The 16,436-nt window shown below is 42.5% G+C and carries 14 protein-coding genes; 7 read left to right on the forward strand and 7 right to left on the reverse strand.

Features of this window, described 5'->3' with window-relative positions; genetic code table 11:
* The first annotated feature begins 89 nt into the window (after positions 1-89).
* Both ACP14V_RS01400 and ACP14V_RS01405 read left to right on the forward strand, forming a co-directional pair.
* Positions 90-1,391 (forward strand): hypothetical protein, encoded by a 1,302-nt coding sequence (locus ACP14V_RS01400; RefSeq protein WP_272609283.1) that lies wholly within the window; start codon positions 90-92, stop codon positions 1,389-1,391.
* A gap of 29 nt (positions 1,392-1,420) precedes the next feature.
* Positions 1,421-1,900: a hypothetical protein gene (locus tag ACP14V_RS01405; protein ID WP_272609284.1), complete on the forward strand. Its 480-nt coding sequence runs from the start codon at positions 1,421-1,423 to the stop codon at positions 1,898-1,900.
* A 120-nt stretch (positions 1,901-2,020) separates the two neighbouring features.
* Here the strand turns inward: ACP14V_RS01405 and ACP14V_RS01410 are convergent, their stop codons facing one another.
* Entirely contained in the window at positions 2,021-2,575 is a 555-nt protein-coding gene (locus tag ACP14V_RS01410) for a cysteine hydrolase family protein (RefSeq protein WP_272609285.1), read from the reverse strand.
* A gap of 128 nt (positions 2,576-2,703) precedes the next feature.
* Here ACP14V_RS01410 and ACP14V_RS01415 point away from each other — a divergent pair, with 128 nt between their 5' ends.
* On the forward strand, positions 2,704-3,468 hold the full coding sequence (locus tag ACP14V_RS01415) for an exodeoxyribonuclease III (protein ID WP_272609286.1): 765 nt from the start codon (positions 2,704-2,706) through the stop codon (positions 3,466-3,468).
* Between the two features lie 60 nt (positions 3,469-3,528).
* Positions 3,529-4,569 carry an NADP(H)-dependent aldo-keto reductase gene (locus tag ACP14V_RS01420; protein ID WP_272609287.1) on the forward strand — a complete coding sequence of 347 codons (1,041 nt, stop codon included), beginning with the start codon at positions 3,529-3,531 and terminating at the stop codon, positions 4,567-4,569.
* Positions 4,570-4,572: 3 nt separating this feature from the next.
* On the opposite strand, the gene ACP14V_RS01425 is transcribed toward ACP14V_RS01420, so the two are convergent.
* The 6 genes from ACP14V_RS01425 to panC all read right to left on the reverse strand — a co-directional run bounded on the left by ACP14V_RS01425 (position 4,573) and on the right by panC (position 11,597).
* Positions 4,573-6,660: a PQQ-binding-like beta-propeller repeat protein gene (locus ACP14V_RS01425; RefSeq protein ID WP_424987707.1), complete on the reverse strand. Its 2,088-nt coding sequence runs from the start codon at positions 6,658-6,660 to the stop codon at positions 4,573-4,575.
* Positions 6,661-6,781: 121 nt separating this feature from the next.
* On the reverse strand, positions 6,782-8,143 hold the full coding sequence (radA, locus tag ACP14V_RS01430) for a DNA repair protein RadA (RefSeq protein WP_272609289.1): 1,362 nt from the start codon (positions 8,141-8,143) through the stop codon (positions 6,782-6,784).
* A gap of 102 nt (positions 8,144-8,245) precedes the next feature.
* On the reverse strand, positions 8,246-9,391 hold the full coding sequence (locus tag ACP14V_RS01435) for an alpha/beta hydrolase (RefSeq protein ID WP_136565284.1): 1,146 nt from the start codon (positions 9,389-9,391) through the stop codon (positions 8,246-8,248).
* Between the two features lie 26 nt (positions 9,392-9,417).
* Complete coding sequence (locus ACP14V_RS01440) at positions 9,418-10,383, reverse strand: lysylphosphatidylglycerol synthase transmembrane domain-containing protein (protein ID WP_272609290.1); 966 nt, start codon at positions 10,381-10,383, stop codon at positions 9,418-9,420.
* A gap of 2 nt (positions 10,384-10,385) precedes the next feature.
* Entirely contained in the window at positions 10,386-10,736 is a 351-nt protein-coding gene (gene panD / locus ACP14V_RS01445; RefSeq protein ID WP_136565286.1) for an aspartate 1-decarboxylase, read from the reverse strand.
* Between the two features lie 12 nt (positions 10,737-10,748).
* Entirely contained in the window at positions 10,749-11,597 is an 849-nt protein-coding gene (panC, locus tag ACP14V_RS01450) for a pantoate--beta-alanine ligase (protein ID WP_272609291.1), read from the reverse strand.
* Between the two features lie 102 nt (positions 11,598-11,699).
* On the opposite strand from panC, the gene ACP14V_RS01455 reads away from it, so the two are divergent.
* The 3 genes from ACP14V_RS01455 (at position 11,700) to glmS (ending at position 16,348) form a co-directional block, all read left to right on the forward strand.
* The gene (locus ACP14V_RS01455; RefSeq protein WP_136565288.1) at positions 11,700-12,509 is read left to right on the forward strand and encodes a glycogen/starch synthase; all 810 of its coding nucleotides are present in this window, start codon (positions 11,700-11,702) and stop codon (positions 12,507-12,509) included.
* A gap of 5 nt (positions 12,510-12,514) precedes the next feature.
* Complete coding sequence (locus tag ACP14V_RS01460) at positions 12,515-14,371, forward strand: DUF4270 domain-containing protein (protein WP_272609293.1); 1,857 nt, start codon at positions 12,515-12,517, stop codon at positions 14,369-14,371.
* A 129-nt stretch (positions 14,372-14,500) separates the two neighbouring features.
* Positions 14,501-16,348 carry a glutamine--fructose-6-phosphate transaminase (isomerizing) gene (glmS, locus tag ACP14V_RS01465; RefSeq protein ID WP_136565290.1) on the forward strand — a complete coding sequence of 616 codons (1,848 nt, stop codon included), beginning with the start codon at positions 14,501-14,503 and terminating at the stop codon, positions 16,346-16,348.
* The last annotated feature ends 88 nt before the right edge of the window (positions 16,349-16,436 follow it).

The following is a 16,436-nucleotide window of genomic DNA, read 5'->3' on the forward strand; positions in this document are numbered from 1 at the left end:
GGTTTTCCTGCAACTGATTCTGAGATCAAATCTTTATTTTGTCAATCCCCATAACTATATATCGTTTTAACCATTTTAAACACTTAACCATGAGAAAGTACTCTTTCAAAGGCATTTTGCTATCCTTTTTTCTTTTACTATTCCTATTCTCCTGCGAAACGGAAGAGGTATTGGTCTTGGAGACCGCCCAAGAGCAAAAACAACCTGAAACACTCAAAGGGAATATAGTGGATGTATTGAGTGCTGATGACATACCACAGGTTATTGATAGGATTACCTCAATAACAAAGGCCAACAAAGCTACATTGGGAAATAAAGTAAATGAAGAAGGTTATTTTCTAGATACAAGTAGAATTCTTGGAGTGACCGATTCTGTGGGCAACAAGACCTATGCCCTAAAGCTATATCTCAAGAACGGTCGTGAAAATGCCTTCTACAATTTGATCGCTACGGAACGTTCCGATGGAGAGGATATTCCCGTGGCCATATTGGAATATATAATGGAGCCTGATTACTTTATCGACCGTTCCCAAGGCATCAAGCGAGGTGGTGGTTACGAAAGGACCATAAATTATTATAGCTTCAGGGATTTCTCGTATATATCACTGGCATCAACAGGTGAATATCATACCCTGCCCGACCCCTGTGGAGAGTTCAGCATGGATGGTGATGGTGATGGAAGTTCAGGTACATCTTCAGGTAGTGGGGGAGGTCCAGGAAGTTCATCTGGAACCGGAGGAACCTCATATACGGGAGGCACCGGCCCTATAGGGGTGAGTTCTGGAGGTAGTACGGGAGGCGGCGCAACCCCAGATGTTGAAGTAGGGGAAGGCTGTTTTTGCGATTCTTTTGAGCCGAGTGGGGGCGATGCCGAGAAATTGGGGAGACTCCTGACAGGAAAGGACGATGATTGCCCAGAAGGTGAGGTTTTATTACCGGTTAATGAAGAGGAGGAGGAAGATGTACTTCTTATTCCAAGTTGCCAAAGTTTTGAATATGCTAATGGATTGTTAGTAAAAGCGGCTGGAGTATCAAATATTCAAAATATTTTTGTTGCAGCTGGTTTCTATAGTGACGGGTCGCCTTATTATCATAGATTTGATTTAAACATAACGGAAGCGTACTTTTCTATGCCAAAAACTTGGACAAATGGCAATGCAGCTAATTATACAGCAAATGCTCTACATTTAGCTAACCTCAAGACGAAAGCATGGTTTCAGGAAAACCCAAAAGTTAGTGGATATTCATTAGGATTAGAGTGGGATAAAAATATTAGAGCTGCAATGAGAGCAATTGGAGGGGACTATAGTAAGACTGCCCCCTTTCCAATTAAAAACCTAGCACCGTATGCAGAGGATTGGGTGTGGGCTAAAACAGATTGTACTAAATGATAATTAGACTATTTTATTTTTTTTTATTGATGACTGTACAAAACAATGAAATTGACTCTTTCTTAGGGAGACATATTGAAGATATTCCATATGAGGTGAATTTATTGGATAGTATTGGATTTGGTAATGAAAAGATATATTCAATATTAAATATCAATGGTGAAAAATTTTATTCAAAACCTCTCAAGAATGTAATTATTTACGTGGATGAAACCAATATTATAAAAAAAGTATATACTGATTTTAAAGGGTCATTCGATAGTAAATTCTACAATTCTATAGTAGATAAGTATGGTTTGCCAACCTCTATTTCTAGGAGAGTAAATGAAAAACAACTAGAGTCAGAAGAAATTGAGGGTACTATTCTGACAGAAACAACAGGGACTCTTGTTGAATGTGAGCTTAAAGACAACCCCGATTTGATTATTTGGGATAGCCTAAATATAAAACTAACATTTATTATTATTGACGAGTTGGATAAGATAGAATTGGTTATGGAAATTAATTAATTCCCGCATGGATTTTCTTGGGCCAAGCAAGGCGTAGAGTTAAAAACAAGATACAATAATACGAGAAATCCTGAACGTAACATACGGCAGTAAAAAAGGGTTTGGGCTTAAAAATAAGAACTAATCCGCTAGCTTTTCCAATAAAGTGGCCGTATTGATTACTTGGGCAAATTCATCCTTGAGAACAGCTAGGTTGGTCTGGTGAATGGTTTCGGCGGAATACCATTTTCCATCGGCACCTGTTTTATCAAAAGCTGCAGTGGCATCGGAAATCAAGGTAACGGAAAACCCCAAATTGGCGGCCATCCGTACCGAAGTGGAAACGCAATGCTCCGTGGTGAGCCCTACAATCACCAAATCTGAAATGTTTTGGTTCTTGAGTCGGGATTCCAAATCGGTGCCAATAAAGGCACTGTTCACATTTTTTTGGATGATGGATTCCCCATCAATGGGTGTTACCAACGGATGGAGGGCATGCCCTTTTTTGGATGGGTGCAAGGGAGAGTCCGGGTTTGTGGAACTATGCTGTACGTGGAAAATGGGCCAATTTTTCCTTCGGAAGACATCCAGGATTTTTTGGGCATTCGTTTCTGCCTCGGAATTGTTGCGTTCGGTGCCGTAAAATTCAATTTCCTGGAGTCCCGTTTGTATATCGATCAAGAGCAAGGCCGTCATACCCAAAAGTTTTAGGGTGAAATTACGAATAAGAAGATTATTGGTCAATTCTTTTCATCAATGGAGATATTGATAAATTCAATTTTAAGGAGCCAAAGACATTGGCTATTTTTAAGCAAAATTTAGAGATGAAGATAGTTTCGTACAACGTGAACGGCATTAGGGCAGCCATGAACAAGGGTTTTGTGGATTGGCTAAAAGCCGTAGACCCGGATGTGGTGTGCCTGCAGGAGACCAAGGCCATGGAAGAGCAGGTTGATACAGCACTCTTGGAGGAAGCCGGATACCCTTTCCACTATTGGTTCAGTGCCCAAAAGAAAGGGTATAGTGGGGTAGCCTTGCTTTGCAAAAAAGAGCCGGACCATGTGGAGTACGGAACGGGAATCGATTATATGGACCATGAGGGCCGCAACCTTAGGGCCGATTATGGAGATGTTTCGATCATGAGCATGTATTTGCCTTCAGGAACCAACTTGGATCGCTTGGATCACAAGTTGATGTATATGGCCGATTTTCAAAAATATGCTGACCAACTCCGAAAAGAACGCCCAAATTTGATTGTTTGTGGGGATTATAATATCTGTCATGAGGCCATCGACATCCATGATCCGGTACGAAACAAGAACGTTTCGGGATTCTTGCCCGTAGAACGCGAATGGATTGGCAATTTTATCAAGAGTGGCTTTATAGACAGTTTCCGACATTTCAACAAGGAACCTGACAATTATACATGGTGGAGTTACCGCGCCAATGCGAGGGCCAATAACAAAGGCTGGCGTTTGGATTATGGTATGGTGAACGAATCACTGGAAGATCGCTTAAAACGTTCGGTGATTTTGGCCGATGCAAAGCATAGCGATCATTGTCCTATTTTATTGGAAATAGAAAAATAACAATGTCTTAAAGATTAAAAATTAAGGTTGATTACCTTAGTTTTCTGAAAAATTAGTTTGATGAAGTACACAAGAATTCCGCATACCGATATCAGGATCAGTAAAATCTGTTTGGGAACCATGACCTGGGGGAGGCAGAACAATGAAGAAGAAGCCCATGAACAAATGGATTATGCCCTGGACCAAGGGGTCAATTTTTTTGATACGGCCGAGATGTATCCTGTTCCACCCAAAAAAGAGCTTTATGCCGTGACCGAGGAGCTTATTGGAAACTGGTTCAAGAAAACGGGGAACCGCGACAAGGTGGTTTTGGCCACCAAGATTGCCGGTCCGGGGTATGCAGCTAAAGAAATCAGGGATACGGGTTTTAGCAAAGAGTCTTTGATTGGTGCTGTGGAAGGAAGTTTGAGGCGTTTGCAAACCGATTATATTGATCTTTACCAATTGCATTGGCCGGAGCGGAACACCAACTTTTTTGGACAACGTGGGTTTAATGCCCATACGATTGATGGTTGGGAGGACAATATTCATCAGGTGCTGGAAACTCTTCGGGATTTAAAAGCAGAAGGAAAAATAAGACAGGTTGGGATTTCCAACGAAACCCCTTGGGGTACCATGCGGTATTTGGAAGAGAGCAAGGTGCACCAAAGCTTGCCCCGTATGCTCACCATACAGAATCCGTACAGTTTGCTGAATCGATTGTTCGAGGTGGGGCTTTCCGAGATTTCCATGCGGGAACAAATTGGGCTTTTGGCCTATTCACCCATGGCATTTGGAGTGTTGAGTGGAAAATATTTGACAGACATTCCGCCCAGAAAGGCTAGGGTGACCTTATTCCCACAATACGATAGATATAGCAGCCCTGCTGCAGTTGAAGCTACAAAAAAATATGCCGAGTTGGCCAAGGAACACAATTTGAGCATGGCCCAGATGGCCTTGGCGTTTGTGAACTCCAGACCTTTTGTTACAAGTAACATCATAGGGGCCACAACCATGGAGCAACTCAAGGAAAATATTGAAAGTATAGAGGTAAATCTTTCGGATGAGGTGTTAAAAGGGATTGATGAAATCCATAATGCAATTCCCAATCCGTCACCCTAAAATTTATTCCAAAGCATAGGCGCGGTACTCATCTCCAGAGGCGGTTCCCATTTTGCCTCCTCCACAGGATATGACCACATATTGTTTGCCTTCCACTCGATAGGTAGCCGGTGTGGCATATCCCCCTGCAGGAAGTTGGTCTTCCCATAGCTGTTTCCCAGTTTTCATGTTGAAGGCCCTAATTTTTTCATCTTTGGTGGCGGCAATAAAGAGAATGCCTCCAGCAGTAATCACAGGACCTCCGTAATTTTCCAGACCGGAAACGGGAACATTGGGGTCATCTAAACTTTCTTCATGACCCAAAGGGATCTTCCAAAGATATTCACCCGTATTTAGGTCGATGGCATTCAAGGTGCCCCAAGGAGGTTTCACTACTGGGTAACCACGTTCATCCTTAAAACGGGCAAAACTGGCCACAGAGTAGGGAACGTCAATTTCAACTTTCTCGACCCTATGGTCTTTGGCCTGTTCCATACCTGCCAGGAACTGGACAATCTCAGAAATTTCGCCATCTGAAAGGTTGGGCAGGCCGGGCATGGCCCCTTTGCCTTTTTGTATGATATGTCGAATGGAATCTGGGGTAAATCGCAACTTTGCATTTTGTAGCTCTGGGATTCCTGCTAAACCCTGAAGATTGCCCCCGTGGCAACGTGCGCAATGAATTTGTGCAAGGGATTGGCCCACATCTGCTTTTCCATCTCCCTGTTCAACAGCTTTCATTTTTATAATCCAAGCCATTTCATTGGAGTTGACATACATGATTCCACTACGGGGATCAAGTGCGGCACCTCCCCACTCAGCGCCACCGTCTGCTCCAGGGAAAAGTATTACACCTGTAGTATCCATGGGGATAAATTGTCCAAGGGAAGTAATGGATTTGAATTTTTCCAGCACTGTAGGAGCTCCATCATTTTTATTGCCTTTGACCAAATCATCCACAAAGGCTTTTTGGTTTGGGGCATATAAATCGGATTCGGTTAAAATTTGACGCGCGAAAGGTTTCGGTTTTATGGGCAGAGGCTGAGTTTTAAAAGCCTTTTCCCCTTTTAGTGTTGAAGCTGGGTATTCTTTTTCCTCAATGGGAAACAAAGCTTCGCCAGTTACCCGATCAAAAACAAAGACATGTCCGCTCTTGGTGACTTGGGCTACAGCGGGCATGGTTTTTCCATTTTGTTTTATGTCCAATAAATTTGGAGGGGCGGGCAAATCCCTGTCCCAAATATCATGGTGCACCATCTGAAAGTGCCAAATCAACTCCCCTGTTCCGGCATTCAAAGCCAATAGGGTATTGGCAAACAGATTGGCCCCTTCCCGATCACCCCCATACCAGTCGAAAGCAGCTGAACCAGTTGGAATATAGACAATGCCTCTGTCTTCATCCAATGCCATTCCAGCCCAACTGTTTACGCCACCCACACTTTTATAAGCTTCTGCGGGCCAAGTTTTATAACCAAATTCACTGGGCTGCGGAATGGTATGAAAGGTCCATGCAGTTTCCCCGGTCAGTACATTATACGCTCTTATGTGACCTGGAGAGGAGCCAGGGCCTTCCCCCACACGTGTTCCTTGGATCAATAGGTTGTTAAAAATGGCTCCTGGGGTGTTGGATACAACGGAAAGCTTACTTGGATCTCTGCCAAGGCCATCCCTAAGATCAATACTACCATTATTTCCAAAGGAGACAATAGGCTCTCCTCTTTTGGCATCTATAGCATACAATTTAGGTCCAGAAGAGAAAAAAATACGACCGGGATGAGTGCCATTAGACGACCAAAAACTTAGGCCACGGTTTATCCCCAATCCTGAATTGTCTTTGGTAGCTGGATTAAATTTCCATAATTCTTCTCCCGTAGCGGCATTGATGGCAAAAAGCTCTAAGGCTGCATTTACTCCATAGAGCACATTGTCCGCAATAAGCGGACTGGTTTGTATTTGGGTAGTCCGGCCTTCTTCAAGGCCGCCACTTTTGTAGGACCAAGCCAAGGAAAGTTGGCTTACGTTTGTTGTGTCAATTTGATCTAGGGTTGAAAAATGGGAGCGTTCGGGGTCGCCCAAATAGTGCTGCCAAGTCGTGAAATATTCCTTATCCATGGATTGGGAACCCTCATTGGAGCAAGCCAACAATAAAATAAAAATCGGAAATAGAAGATACCGAGACATATTGACGAAGAAGCTTTCTTAAATATAGAAAGAAACCTTTAAAAAGAACAAGTTACCCAAACAATGTGGCTACCACATCCTCAATCTTGGATACTTTATGTATTTGGATTGAGGTATTTTTTAACCCTATTTTATTGCTTTTGGAAACAAAAATGGAAGAAAACCCCAATTTTTCAGCTTCAAGTATGCGCTGGTCCACTCTCTGAACAGGTCTAATTTCTCCCGCCAGCCCCACTTCTGCGGCAAAGCAAATGCCTTTTTCAATAGGGATATCGGCATTGCTGGACAAAATGGCGGCCAATACGGCCAAGTCAATAGCGGGGTCATCCACAGAAATACCTCCGGTGATATTCAGAAACACATCTTTGGCGGCCAATTTAAACCCAGCACGTTTTTCCAATACCGCCAAGAGCATGTTCAGGCGTTTGGCATTAAACCCCGTAGCGGAACGTTGAGGTGTTCCATAAACTGCTGTACTCACCAAGGCTTGGATTTCAATAAGCAAAGGGCGCATGCCTTCCACTGTGGCGGCAATAGCCGTTCCACTGAGGTCTTCCTCGTTTTTGGAAATCAACACTTCTGAAGGGTTGTTCACTTCACGTAAACCACTGCCCTGCATTTCATAAATGCCAAGTTCTGCGGTAGAACCAAAACGGTTCTTAAGAGAGCGGAGGATTCGGTATACGTAATTTCGGTCGCCTTCAAATTGGAGGACCGTGTCTACCATGTGTTCCAATATTTTTGGCCCTGCAATAGTTCCATCCTTGGTAATGTGCCCCACCAAAATAACAGGAGTGTGGCTTTCCTTGGCAAATTTGATCAACTCCGCCGCACATTCACGAATTTGGGAGATACTTCCCGCTGCAGACTCAATATAGTCTGTATGTAATGTCTGGATGGAGTCAATGATGACAAGATCAGGTTCAACTTGGGCAATCTGTTGAAAGATATTTTGGGTCTTGGTTTCCGTGAGGATATAGCAATTTTCGCTATTGGGTTGGATGCGATCTGCCCGCATCTTTATTTGTCGCTGGCTTTCTTCTCCAGAAACATAGAGGGTTTTGTACGGTAATTTTAAGGCAATCTGGAGCAAAAGTGTGCTCTTTCCGATGCCAGGTTCACCTCCCAATAAGGTTAAGGAGCCGGGAACAAGTCCGCCACCCAGTACTCGATTGAATTCTTGGTCCTGAGTGTCCAACCGTTGTTCACTCTCATGGGTGATTTCAGAAACCCGAAGAGGTTTGTTGGCTTTTTTATCGGAGACATTGCTGGTCTTCCAGCTTCTTTTGTCCTCCTTTTGGACCACCTCTTCCACAATGGTGTTCCATTCCTTGCAGGCAGAACATTGCCCTACCCATTTGGCATATTGGGTTCCACAGTTTTGGCAAAAAAAAGCTGTTTTGGTCTTGGCCATTCCAAATTTATGAAGGGCCTAAAGATAGGGATTTTGATTGTTGGATTTATGGATGCTTGGATTTAGCAATCCAATGATCCAACTGTCTAACAATCCAATTGGCTAATATCCGAAGTCCGCCTTAAGGGCGTCGATTTTTTCCAGGGCCATATCCTTGGTCAGAAAATCAATTTCTTCCATCTGGAATGCTTTTTCAAAGGTCTTGAAGGCTTTTTTGGGCTCACCGAGTTCTTCATAATATTCTCCCTCAAAATAGAAGCCCATCATGGTTTCCGGGAATTGCTTTTTGCAGAGTTCCGCCAAGGGTTTCAAGGATTCAAAATCGTCTTTTTTTCTACAAGCGGCATAAATGGCCATAATGTCGTTGAGTTCCACGGGCTTTTCAAAACCGAAGAGTTGCTCGATCATATTGTACCTGTTCTCAAGATAATTGAAGGCTGGGTCATTGGAAGTAAGGATTTCTGTCTTGTATTCGGCAGGGCTGATAGGCCTGAATATCTTAAAAACATTGTCGAATGCCTTGCCAATTCCATAAGGGATAATGGAAACGTGGTCTGCATTTTCGTATTCATCAAAGAAATAATGCAGGTTTTCTTTGGTAATGGAATTAATGCTGTGGTTCATTTGGAGGATACGTTGTCTATCGTCCGATGCTTCTTTTTCCACGATGACATTGTAAAAAATCACTTGATCCAAAGCCAATAGTCTTTCTGGAACGCGGTTCTCCATTTCGGTGGCCAAAACGGGTGAAATGCTTATGTAGGAATTAAAAAGCGACCGATCTTTGAAGAGGTAATAGTTCCCAAAATTAGCGGTGATATCGTAACCAATAAACATTTTAAAAGGAGCAATATTATATGTGGTCCCGAGGTATGGTAAGATTTCGGTGCCCAAGAACTCGTAGAACATTTTTCCTTTTTCGGTAGGGAGTCCAGAAGCTTCATCGTAATCACAATCATCCCAACGGATATCATTCTCCCCTTGACCAATACCCACTACAATGGCTTGTGGCATACGTCCCAAACGACTTTGGAACTTGACGTTGGCCACGACCAAATCAAACAAGTACTCTGCGTCCAGAACCACCAACAAAGGGTATTTTTTGTCATCGGTATAATCTTCAGGAAAATAATAGGAAACATTCCTTCTTTCCTGTAGTTTAAAAGATTCAAAAATCTCATGTTTTACCTGTGCTCCAAGATTCAGGCAAACTAAGCCTATCAACAGAAATAATAGACGGTTTTTCATGGGTAAAATGATTAGGTGGCTGGGGTCTACCGATTCCTATTCAATAACGGTAATACAATAAAGGATATTGTACCAAAGACAACAACCATAAGGGTCTGTGCGATCCACATGATCCATCCAAACGCATCGCCGGAAACGGAGCTAATGCCAAATATGCCCAAGGCAGCACTGACAGCTATGGGATACAGGCCTATTCCGCCATTAGTGGTAGACATGGCAAAGGCACCTCCCACAAAGGCCACCAGTAGTTCACTCAGGGAGAGTGAAGCAGTTTCGGCCACTGTATGTTTTATAACCCAGAACATGCCCACATAAGCTGCCCAAATAAAAAGCGTATGTAGGATGAAAGGCCATTTTCTTTTCATTTTGAATACACTGAGGACACCATCCAAGAGTCCGTTTAAAAAGGCTTTTAGTTTTTGCGCCAAGGCCGATTTGGATTTTTTGATGATGGACGTTGCCAAAAAAAGACCTACTATGCCTGCGAAAAGTAGACCAAAGGCACCCACCAAATTGATGCCCTTTTCTTCCAAAAATGCCAGAATGATATCTGTTTGAAGCACTAATGTGACCATAATGATCAGTAGGAGCATCAAAAGATCCAGGACCCTTTCGGTAACGATAGTGCCAAACCCTTTTTCAAAGGGAACCTTTTCATAGGTGGTCAACGCCGTGGCCCTTAAAATTTCACCGGAACGTGGAATGCCCAAGTTGGCAAAATAGGAAATGAGGACAATAAAAATATTGTTGATTATTTTGGGGCGATATCCCATAGGTTCCAAGAGGTAGTTCCAGCGGATGGCCCTAGACACATGGCTAAGAATACCAAGAACTATGGAAACAGTCACCCAAAACGGACTGGCATTAGAGATGTAATGAATAATTTGACTACGTTCTTCTAGGGAGGTAGCATTGTAGGAATACCAAACCAAAAAAAGCCCAAAGGCTATGGGAACAAAAATCTTCAGGAATTTTTTAAGGGATTTGCCCAAAATTAGTTGAGTAGATTGGTGGCTTCATTGGGGAAGACCAATGCCGGATTGAAGGATTTAGCCTCTTCAATGTCCATCCAGGCATAAGTGATCAGTATCAGTACGTCGCCCACAGCCACTTTTCGGGCTGCGGCCCCGTTAAGGGTAAGCTCACCTGAACCCCTTGGCCCAGGAATGGCATAGGTTTCCAATCGCTCACCATTGTTGTTATTCACGATCTGCACTTTTTCGCCCCTAATAATATTTGCGGCATCCATAAGATCTTCATCAATGGTGATACTGCCAATATAGTTAAGGTCGGCCCCGGTTACTTTTACCCTGTGAACTTTAGATTTTACAACTTCTACTTGCATGGTGCAAAGGTATCAATTCAATCTTAGATTATCTATGAGGCGGACACCGTCAGCATAAACGGCAATGAACGCCCTATATTTTTTGTTATCCTGTTTTTTTAATGTAGGTGTTAGTGTGTCCTCATCTGCAATTTGGAAATACTCCAGTTCAAACAGCGCGTTCTTTTCGAATACATTTTTCACCCAATCCATGATTTCTTGTGCACTTTCCGTGCCAAATTTATTTTTGGCAGAAAGCAGGGTTTGATAAATCAACCCAGCCTGGTTTCTAGTCGCTTTTGTCAGTCGTTCATTACGGGAACTCATGGCCAAACCATGTGGTTCGCGTTCTATGGGGCATCCAATGATTTGATAGGGCAATTTTTTTTGCGCTACCATTTTCCGGATAATTTGGAGTTGCTGAAAATCTTTTTCGCCAAAATAGGCCTTATCTGGGGAGACTGTTCTCAAAAACATTTCCACAATGGTGCCCACGCCATTGAAGTGGCCTTCCCTGAATTCACCTTCCATGACTTTGTCCAGACCATCGAACTCATAGCTTTTGGATTCAACGTTTGCACCATAGATTTCATCTACGGATGGTACAAAAACAATGATTTTATCTGAAACACTGCCCAAAATATCCAAATCGCGCTGAAGATTCCTCGGGTATTTTTCAAGATCATCCTTTTTATCAAATTGGGTAGGGTTCACAAAAATACTGACGACCACCAAGTCATTTTCCAAAAGCGCTTTTTTTACCAAGGATATATGCCCTTGGTGAAGAGCGCCCATAGTAGGCACTAGGCCAATGTTATGGTTTTTACTTCGCTCCCCATGTAGAAAGGAAATGAGTTCTTTTTTTAGGTCGAATAGGTGCATTGTACGGTTCAAAAGCGTGCAAAAATACTATAAATACTGGTAATCAGCATAATTTTTGTACTTTTGCAGCTACGTTTTTCGGATAAACAAAAGAAAGTGTTTATGAATGGCAAAAAGATATTGTTCGTATCTTCTGAATTAGTTCCCTACCTCCCAGAGAATCCAGTTTCCTCAATGTCGTACGAAGCGCCCCGCATGGTCAATAGCAATGGCGGGCAGATACGCATTTTTATGCCCAGATATGGAAATATTAATGAGAGAAGGCATCAATTGCACGAGGTAATTCGATTGTCGGGAATGAATTTGGTGATCAATGACATGGATATGCCCTTGATCATTAAGGTGGCTTCCATACCAAGGGAACGTATCCAAGTTTATTTTATAGACAATGAGGAATACTTTAAGAGAAAAGCAACTTTTGCAGATTCTGAAGGCAACTTGTTTCCAGACAATGATGAGCGCGCTATTTTCTTTGCCAAAGGTGTGGTTGAAACAGTAAAAAAATTAAACTGGTCGCCGGACATCATCCATGTTCACGGTTGGATGGCATCCATGGTTCCGTTGTACCTTAGGGAATATTACGCGGATGAACCCTTGTTCGCAGACAGTAAAATAATAACTTCCATATATAATAAAGGATTCGAAGGTGAACTGGACAATGAAATGATCAACAAAGTTGCCTTTGATGGTATAGATAAAGATACGGTTTCCGCACTGGCCAACCCCGACTATAATAATTTGTTAAAGGTTGCCGTAGATCATTCCGATGCCATTATTTTAGCCGCGGAAGAGGTGTCAGAGGAAATAAAAAACCACATTGCCAATCTTTCCAAACCAGTATTGCCCTACGTTTCACTTCAAGAAGCAGAGGAAGCATACACAAATTTCTATAAAACAGAGGTTTTAAAATAAATTGCATGAGATTTTCCAAGATTGTAAAGGTTTCAGCTTTGGTTGGAACTTTATTTCTGCTAATAGCTTCTTGTGAGGACGAACTGGACACCATTGGAGAAGGTGTTGTTGGAGGGGAGCCCTTTAAAACGGACAAGGTGACCTATGACGTTTTTGCGTTCAATAAAGGAATTACGGCGGTACAGACCAATAGATTGCCCCTTTACCAGTTAGGAACCTTTAATGACCCTGTATATGGTAAAAGAAGTGCCAGTATTTTGTCGCAACTTTCTTTGCCTAACCGACAAGGGAACCCTGTATTTGGGGACTCGTCCCAAGCAACTGAAGACAATGCAGATTCTGATAGCAGCGCATCTACCATACCAGAGAACGAAACCGTAAAAGAAGTATTTCTGTACATACCTTTTCAAGTTCCTCCTTCGGCTACAAAAGACTCAGATTCCGATGGTGTGGACAATGAATTGGATATTGACCCATACGACTCGGCTTCGGATACCGATGGAGATACTGTTACCGATATACAAGAAACCAATATTGGATCAAACCCACTTGATGCCAGTGAAGATGGTACGGCTGATGATTTTGTACCTAATATATTCAGAAGAACATTTGATTTGGACAGTATTTATGGCGACAGGGATGAAAGTTTTGAAATTACGGTATCCCGATCTAATTATTTTTTGAGAGACTTGGATCCGAACACCAATTTTGAGGAAGCTCAAGAATATTTTTCAAATCAGGATTTTTCTGGTTTTATTGGGGAGGAACTCACTATATCTGATAACAAAACCGTAATCATTGATAATCAGGAAGAGCTTACTTTTGCTGATGATGACCCAGATACGGATGACGTGAATGAAGCCGAGACCGTAGTGGAATCCCGTAGGGCTCCGGGCATACGGGTGCCTTTGCGAAACGACTTTTTCCAGCAGAACATTCTGGATAAAGAAGGCCAGTCTGAGTTGTTGAGCCAAGCCAATTTCAACGATTTTTTAAGGGGAATCCATATTTCTGGAACAGGGATGGACAAACTTATGTTTCTTTTGGACCTTACCCAAGCCAATATTACCATCACATACCAATATCAGGATTATGATACCGAAGAGGAAGAGGTAATTACTTCGGAAAAGGATTTTGTTTTAAACCTTTTGGTGAACAACAACGGTGTAGTTTTTGGTAATGCTGTTAATGTTTTTCAGGATGATGTACTTCCTCCCGACATTGCCGGAGCGCTGGACAATGATGAAAATGCATCACGTATTTATGTGAAGGGGGCAAAAACGTTGACAGAAGTTCGTCTTTTTGAAGAAGCGAAGAACGGAGGCGCGAATATCATCAATGAAATCAGGTCGAAGAATTGGATTATCAATGAAGCAAATCTGGTCTTTTATGTAGATCGAGGGACATTGGACGCTGCTCCAAGTGAAGATTCTGTCTTGGACGAACCTCCCAGACTGTATCTGTATAATGCAGAGACCAATCAGCCTATATTTGATGCCTCAACAGAACAGAATGCTGGCAATGTAGTAGATGCCAATAGTGCTCCCTTAGGATTGTTCCTTAATTATAATGGAATTATCCAGAAAGAAAACAAAAAAGGAATAAAGTATACCATCAGGATTACAGAGCACCTTAACAATATTATTGTTAGGGACTCCACAAATGCCGCTTTGGCATTAACAACCACCTCCAACATATTTTTTCCTGGAGTGCAGGAAGGAATGGGAGAAGGAGGACAAGCTATAGATGTCCCGATCAGGGCAAGTGTTAGTCCGTTGGGAACAGTTCTTTATGGTAGTGATTTGGAAGTGCCAGCCGATAAGCGGTTAAAATTGGAGATTTTCTACACAGAAGCGAATTAAAAAATAACTCCTTGTGGCTTATTTTGGGTCGTTCATCGGTTTGACGATGTCGTTTTGTCTATTTTTGCCGAATAGATTTTAATTTTAGGGGTCTAAACCCAAAATGATCATTAATCCAAAAATAAGCTTATGTGTGGAATAGTCGGGTACATTGGCCATAGAGACGCCTACCCCATATTGATAAAAGGTTTGCAAAGACTGGAGTATAGAGGCTACGACAGTGCCGGTATAGCCCTTTTCGATGGCGAGAACCTTAGTCTCTCCAAAACCAAAGGAAAGGTTGAGGACCTGAAAAATAGGGCGGAAACAACCATTTCAACAAACGGAAAGCTGGGCTTGGGCCACACAAGATGGGCCACACACGGTGTTCCGAACGATACCAATTCGCACCCCCACTATTCCAATTCCGGAGATTTGGTGATTATCCATAATGGTATTATAGAGAATTACGGATCCATCAAAACAGCACTTGCTAAAAGAGGGTACACCTTTACATCGGATACAGATACTGAAGTGTTGGTGAACTTAATTGAGGAGGTTAAGAAAAAGGAAGGCGTTAAACTAGGGAAAGCTGTTCAAATAGCTCTAAACCAAGTAGTTGGAGCTTATGCGATAGCGGTATTTGACCGCACCAAACCGGATGAAATTGTAGTGGCGAAATTGGGAAGCCCCTTGGCCATAGGCATAGGGGAAAATGAATATTTCATTGCATCTGATGCTTCCCCTTTCATAGAATTTACCAACAATGCCGTTTACTTGGAAGATGAAGAAATGGCCATTGTTAGGATTGGAAAGGAAATCAAGATGCGCAAGATAAAGGACGATGCCATAGCCTATCCCAATATTCTAGAGCTGCAGTTAAACCTCGAGGAAATAGAAAAAGGAGGTTACGAGCATTTCATGCTCAAGGAAATCTACGAACAGCCTAGGGCTATAATGGACACCTACAGAGGAAGACTTTTGGCCGACCAAGGGATAATAAAGATGGCGGGAATAGACCAGAATCTGGAAAAATTCCTAAATGCCAATAGAATTATCATTGTTGCATGCGGAACTTCATGGCATGCCGGCCTTGTAGCTGAATATATCTTTGAAGACATGGCGCGGATTCCTGTAGAAGTGGAATACGCTTCGGAATTTAGATATAGAAACCCCGTAATCACGGACAAAGACGTACTTATAGCAATCTCCCAATCTGGAGAAACGGCAGATACATTGGCCGCCATTAAATTGGCCAAGGAAAAAGGCGCGTTTGTATTTGGGGTTTGCAATGTTGTGGGATCCTCCATTGCCAGGGAAACCGATGCCGGTGCATATACCCATGCAGGACCCGAGATCGGGGTGGCCTCAACAAAAGCATTTACCACACAGATAACCGTTCTTACCTTATTGGCTATGAGATTGGCTCAAGAAAAGGGAACATTTTCACAATCCAAGTTTCATGAGCATCTTACAGAGTTGGAATCGATTCCAGCCAAAGTTGAGAAAACGTTGAAATCCAATCCTTTGGTGAAGGAGATTTCAGAAATTTATAAAGACTCTACAAACTGTTTGTATTTAGGTAGGGGTTATAATTTTCCGGTGGCCTTGGAAGGAGCATTGAAACTAAAAGAAATTAGTTATATCCATGCCGAAGGATATCCAGCGGCGGAAATGAAGCACGGCCCCATTGCTTTGATTGATGAACAAATGCCAGTTGTGGTGATTGCTACCAAAAAGGGGCATTACGAAAAGGTGGTGAGCAATATCCAAGAAATCAAATCGAGAAAAGGAAGGATTATTGCCATTGTTACCGAGGGAGACAAATCTGTAAAGGAATTGGCAGACCATGTCATAGAGATACCTGAGACTTCAGAAAGCCTTTCTCCATTATTGACCACCATACCATTGCAATTGCTATCATACCATATCGCAGTGATGCGTGGATGTAATGTGGATCAGCCCAGAAACTTGGCAAAATCAGTTACCGTGGAGTAACTTTCCAAATTCATAAATTAATACATAATGGCGCTGATTTCAGCGCCATTTTTATTAAATGCTTAGCCAATCAGGGATTTTTTTGACA

Origin of the sequence: Flagellimonas alvinocaridis, assembly GCF_965248585.1 — a bacterium.
Classification (GTDB): domain Bacteria; phylum Bacteroidota; class Bacteroidia; order Flavobacteriales; family Flavobacteriaceae; genus Flagellimonas; species Flagellimonas alvinocaridis.

Excerpts from the sequence above, each read along its gene's own strand:
- panC (WP_272609291.1), bottom strand. The coding sequence starts at position 11,597 with ATGCACCTATTCGACCTAAAAAAAGAACTCATTTCCTTTCTACATGGG.
- ACP14V_RS01460 (WP_272609293.1), top strand. The coding sequence starts at position 12,515 with ATGAGATTTTCCAAGATTGTAAAGGTTTCAGCTTTGGTTGGAACTTTA.
- ACP14V_RS01400 (WP_272609283.1), top strand. The coding sequence starts at position 90 with ATGAGAAAGTACTCTTTCAAAGGCATTTTGCTATCCTTTTTTCTTTTA.
- ACP14V_RS01415 (WP_272609286.1), top strand. The coding sequence starts at position 2,704 with ATGAAGATAGTTTCGTACAACGTGAACGGCATTAGGGCAGCCATGAAC.
- ACP14V_RS01405 (WP_272609284.1), top strand. The coding sequence starts at position 1,421 with ATGACTGTACAAAACAATGAAATTGACTCTTTCTTAGGGAGACATATT.
- ACP14V_RS01420 (WP_272609287.1), top strand. The coding sequence starts at position 3,529 with ATGAAGTACACAAGAATTCCGCATACCGATATCAGGATCAGTAAAATC.
- panD (WP_136565286.1), bottom strand. The coding sequence starts at position 10,736 with ATGCAAGTAGAAGTTGTAAAATCTAAAGTTCACAGGGTAAAAGTAACC.
- ACP14V_RS01410 (WP_272609285.1), bottom strand. The coding sequence starts at position 2,575 with ATGACGGCCTTGCTCTTGATCGATATACAAACGGGACTCCAGGAAATT.
- glmS (WP_136565290.1), top strand. The coding sequence starts at position 14,501 with ATGTGTGGAATAGTCGGGTACATTGGCCATAGAGACGCCTACCCCATA.
- radA (WP_272609289.1), bottom strand. The coding sequence starts at position 8,143 with ATGGCCAAGACCAAAACAGCTTTTTTTTGCCAAAACTGTGGAACCCAA.
- ACP14V_RS01435 (WP_136565284.1), bottom strand. The coding sequence starts at position 9,391 with ATGAAAAACCGTCTATTATTTCTGTTGATAGGCTTAGTTTGCCTGAAT.
- ACP14V_RS01455 (WP_136565288.1), top strand. The coding sequence starts at position 11,700 with ATGAATGGCAAAAAGATATTGTTCGTATCTTCTGAATTAGTTCCCTAC.
- ACP14V_RS01425 (WP_424987707.1), bottom strand. The coding sequence starts at position 6,660 with ATGGATAAGGAATATTTCACGACTTGGCAGCACTATTTGGGCGACCCC.